Origin of the sequence: Pseudolysinimonas sp. (assembly GCF_031389465.1) — a bacterium.
Classification (GTDB): Bacteria; Actinomycetota; Actinomycetes; order Actinomycetales; family Microbacteriaceae; genus Pseudolysinimonas_A.
On sequence record NZ_JANMSQ010000067.1, the window covers coordinates 1 to 3,256 of the forward strand.

The 3,256-nt window shown below is 67.7% G+C and carries 3 protein-coding genes, 1 tRNA gene and 1 pseudogene; 3 read left to right on the forward strand and 2 right to left on the reverse strand.

All coding sequences use genetic code 11. The annotated features are described in order from the left end of the window. Positions 1-332: pseudogene (locus tag RMO30_RS02615) on the forward strand (diacylglycerol kinase); the annotation flags it as partial. Positions 333-397: 65 nt separating this feature from the next. Continuing rightward, a tRNA-Glu gene (locus RMO30_RS02620) sits at positions 398-473 on the forward strand. A gap of 85 nt (positions 474-558) precedes the next feature. Here RMO30_RS02620 and RMO30_RS02625 read toward each other — a convergent pair. Beyond that, entirely contained in the window at positions 559-1,572 is a 1,014-nt protein-coding gene (locus RMO30_RS02625; protein ID WP_309709127.1) for a hypothetical protein, read from the reverse strand. A 12-nt stretch (positions 1,573-1,584) separates the two neighbouring features. After that, entirely contained in the window at positions 1,585-2,112 is a 528-nt protein-coding gene (locus RMO30_RS02630) for a hypothetical protein (protein WP_309709130.1), read from the reverse strand. A 131-nt stretch (positions 2,113-2,243) separates the two neighbouring features. Here RMO30_RS02630 and RMO30_RS02635 point away from each other — a divergent pair. Further along, positions 2,244-3,256: BTAD domain-containing putative transcriptional regulator (locus RMO30_RS02635; RefSeq protein ID WP_309709133.1), on the forward strand; the 1,013-nt coding region annotated here is incomplete at its 3' end.

Below are 3,256 nucleotides of genomic sequence, written 5' to 3' on the forward strand. Positions count from 1 at the left end.
TCGAGACGAAAGCCGTGCTCGTCGCGCTCGGCAACAGCGTCTCGCTCGGGGGTGGCATGAAGATCACCCCCGATGCCCTGCTGGATGACGGCCTGTTCGACGTGCTCATGGTGAAGCCGCTGTCGCGGTTCAACTTCCTGCGCATCTTCCCGCGCGTTTTCGCGGGCACCCACGTCACCGACCCTCGGGTGCGGATCGTGCGGGCCAAGAAGGTGCGCATCGAAGCCGACAGTGTGCTCGTCGCGTACGGCGACGGGGAGCGGATTGCCGCCCTCCCGCTGGATGTCGAGGTCGTTCCGGGGGCCTTGAGAGTGCTCGCTCCGCAGTCCTGATCGGGCTCGGGGTCGGGCGATCAGGTGGCGCAAACCGCCATGTATACTCGAACGGTTGTCGTGACGGCCCCATCGTATAGTGGCCTAGTACGCCGCCCTCTCACGGCGGTAACGCGGGTTCGAATCCCGCTGGGGTCACCAACCGAAAGCCCTGGTTAGCCAGGGCTTTTGTGTTTCGTGCACTTCGCGCGGGCGGCATTTGGCTACCGAGGCGGGTCGCTATGCATCAGGAGACCGGTCGCAGGCGGGGGTGAGTACCCGCGAACCATGCGACAACCTCGCCCCCGTCCGCCGGGACGGTCGAGATGACCGCAGAACTGGGGTCCCCGAGACGGATCTCCTCATCGAACACGACCAGGGTGGCATCGGGGCTCCATGTGCCGAGGATGGCGCGGTGCTGATCCTTCGCGACATCGGTGATCGGGGTTGCTGCTCCACCGGCGGGTGCTATCCAGGAAATCTCGGTGTAAGGCTTGGTGGGGTCCGGGGCCGAGACAAAGAGGATTCGGGAGCCGTCGGAGTCCCAATCGGGAGTGCCGGCACCCCAATCGGCGGGCGTCAGCTCGGCGATGGCCCCTGTCGTCCGATCGATGATCGCAAGCTGGGTCGAATCCACGCCCTCCTCGTCGATGTCTTCTGACGAGAACGTGATCAGTTCGACGACGAGGCGGCTGCCGTCTGGCGCCCACCGAGGCGAAAACGGGTAGGTGCCCGCCGCCGTTGTCGCCACAATCGCCGGCGTCCCCCCAGCCAACGGGAATGTCTCGAGCGTCGCAATGCCACCGCGGCTGTCGCCGGCGGTTCCACGATGGAACGCGATTGCGGATCCGTCTGGCGACCAGGCGGGGTCGTCGGTCCAGACGCACGGGTCGGCACAGTCGATGAGGCGCGCTGGCGTCTCGCCGCTTCGCGCAACCCAGATGTCGCGGGTGCCGTCCGAGTCATGTACGGCGAAGACGACGGCCGTTCCATCCGGAGACCAGTCCGGGTGGAGGGCCTCGCCCTCGATGTCGTCAGTCAGGCTCACGGGGTCGGAACCGTCCGGCGGGGCGATCTTCACCTCGCCTCCATCGGTGTAGACGACGAGTTCGCCGTCGGGAAAGGGGGCGGGCGCGGAAGCGCGTGGGCTCGGTCTTGTCGCCGGCGGCGGACCGGCGCAGGCCGATGTCGTCAATGCGATACCGGACAGCATGAGGGCGGAGAGCGACAGAGCGGCGGCGCGCGGCAAGCTGATCATCATGTGTCCTTCCGCCTACCGCGACCAGCCCGGGGAGCCCGGTGCGGGCGGGATGTCGTTGCGCACGTACACGAGAGCGACATACGGCTCCTCCGAGTCCGCATAGCCGAGTCGGACATACGAGGCAGAGACGGAGGTCCCGTAAGGGCTCATGAAGCTGACGAGGTCACCTGAGGTGCTGGTCTCGTACCACCCGGCCAGGTCAAACGTGCTCAGAAGCGTGAGCAGAAATCCCGGGTCCGACTTCATCCAGATGAGTGTGACGTCGCCGTGCCTTCCACTGCGGACGCAGTCGGGCTGAGGCAGCACGACCCCGTCGAGATCGCTCGCAAGCCGCGAGTACCAGTAGTCGCTGATGATGCCGGCGTGCCGCCGGTCGATAGGTGTGGGGCACGCGGCGTCCGACGATTCCGTTGCCGGAAGCGTCGCGATCACCGAGGGGGGTGCAGATGACTTGTCGCCCGGAGTGAGAGCGCATGCCGTCATCGTCATGAGAGCGATCAGTGAGGCTGCGGTGGCGGCCCTTCGTTGCCTCGAGTACATGGGATCTCCTTTTCATTGAGTGGATGTGGTGCCCGAAGATTCCCGCGTGCCGATATCCGTTATCGCGCCGCCGATACTCGTTCGATATCCGTTTGCTTGCGCAGTAGTTGAGCGGGCGTCACACTGCACGCATGCACATCTCGGTGCTCGGTCCGCTCACCGTCGACGCCGGCCACATCCGGCCGCGCGATCGGGTGATCCTCGCCGCGCTCACGGTGCGCCGGGGCGCGATCGTGTCGGCCGATGAGCTTGCCGAGGCGTGCTGGGGCGACGACCAGCCCGGCACGTGGTGGCAGCAGGTGAAGACGGCGGTAGCCCGCATCCGTGCGGTGCTCGGGCAGGACTCGATCCGCACCGAGGGGCAGGGCTACGCCTTCGGGCTCGACGCCGGGGTACTCGACGCGGAGCAGTTCGAGCGGATGGTTGCGGCGGGGCGCGAGCACGCGATCCGCGGGGATCACGACCGGGCCGCCGATGCGCTGCGCCGCTCGCTCACGCTGTGGCGCGGGGCGGCGTTTCCCGAGGTCGCGGACTGGCCGCCCGCTCGCATCGAGGCGAGCCGACTCGCCGAGATCAAGACGAGCGCCGAGGAAGAACTGCTCGACGCGCGGCTCGAGCGCGGCGAGAGCGCGTCGGTCATCGCCGAGGCGCAGCGGCTCGTGCGAGAGGAGCCACTGCGCGAGTCGCGCTGGGCAATCCTCGCTCTCGCGAACTACCGAGGGCAGCGGCAGGGCGAGGCCCTGGCGGTACTACGGGAGGCGCGCACCCGCCTCGCCGACACGCTCGGCATTGAACCGGGCGAGCGCTTGACGCGACTCGAATCGGCCATCCTGCGCCAGGATCCGGCGATCACCCGCGCCACCATTGCCGCGCCCGGAAGCGACCAATGCCCCTACCTCGGGCTGCGCACTTTCGACGCGGAGTCGGCGGACAGGTTCTTCGGCCGGGAGGACGAGATCGCGACTCTGCTCTCTCGAGCGCGCCGCGGAGAGGTGCTGGCTGTCGTCGGGCCATCCGGTTCGGGAAAATCGTCTCTGCTTCTCGCCGGTGTCGTGCCGGCGCTGCGCGACACCGGCTCAACGACCGAGCAATTGGTGCTCCAGTCTGGCGTCGCCGCTCACGCCGAGCGCCTGGCAGCCGGCAG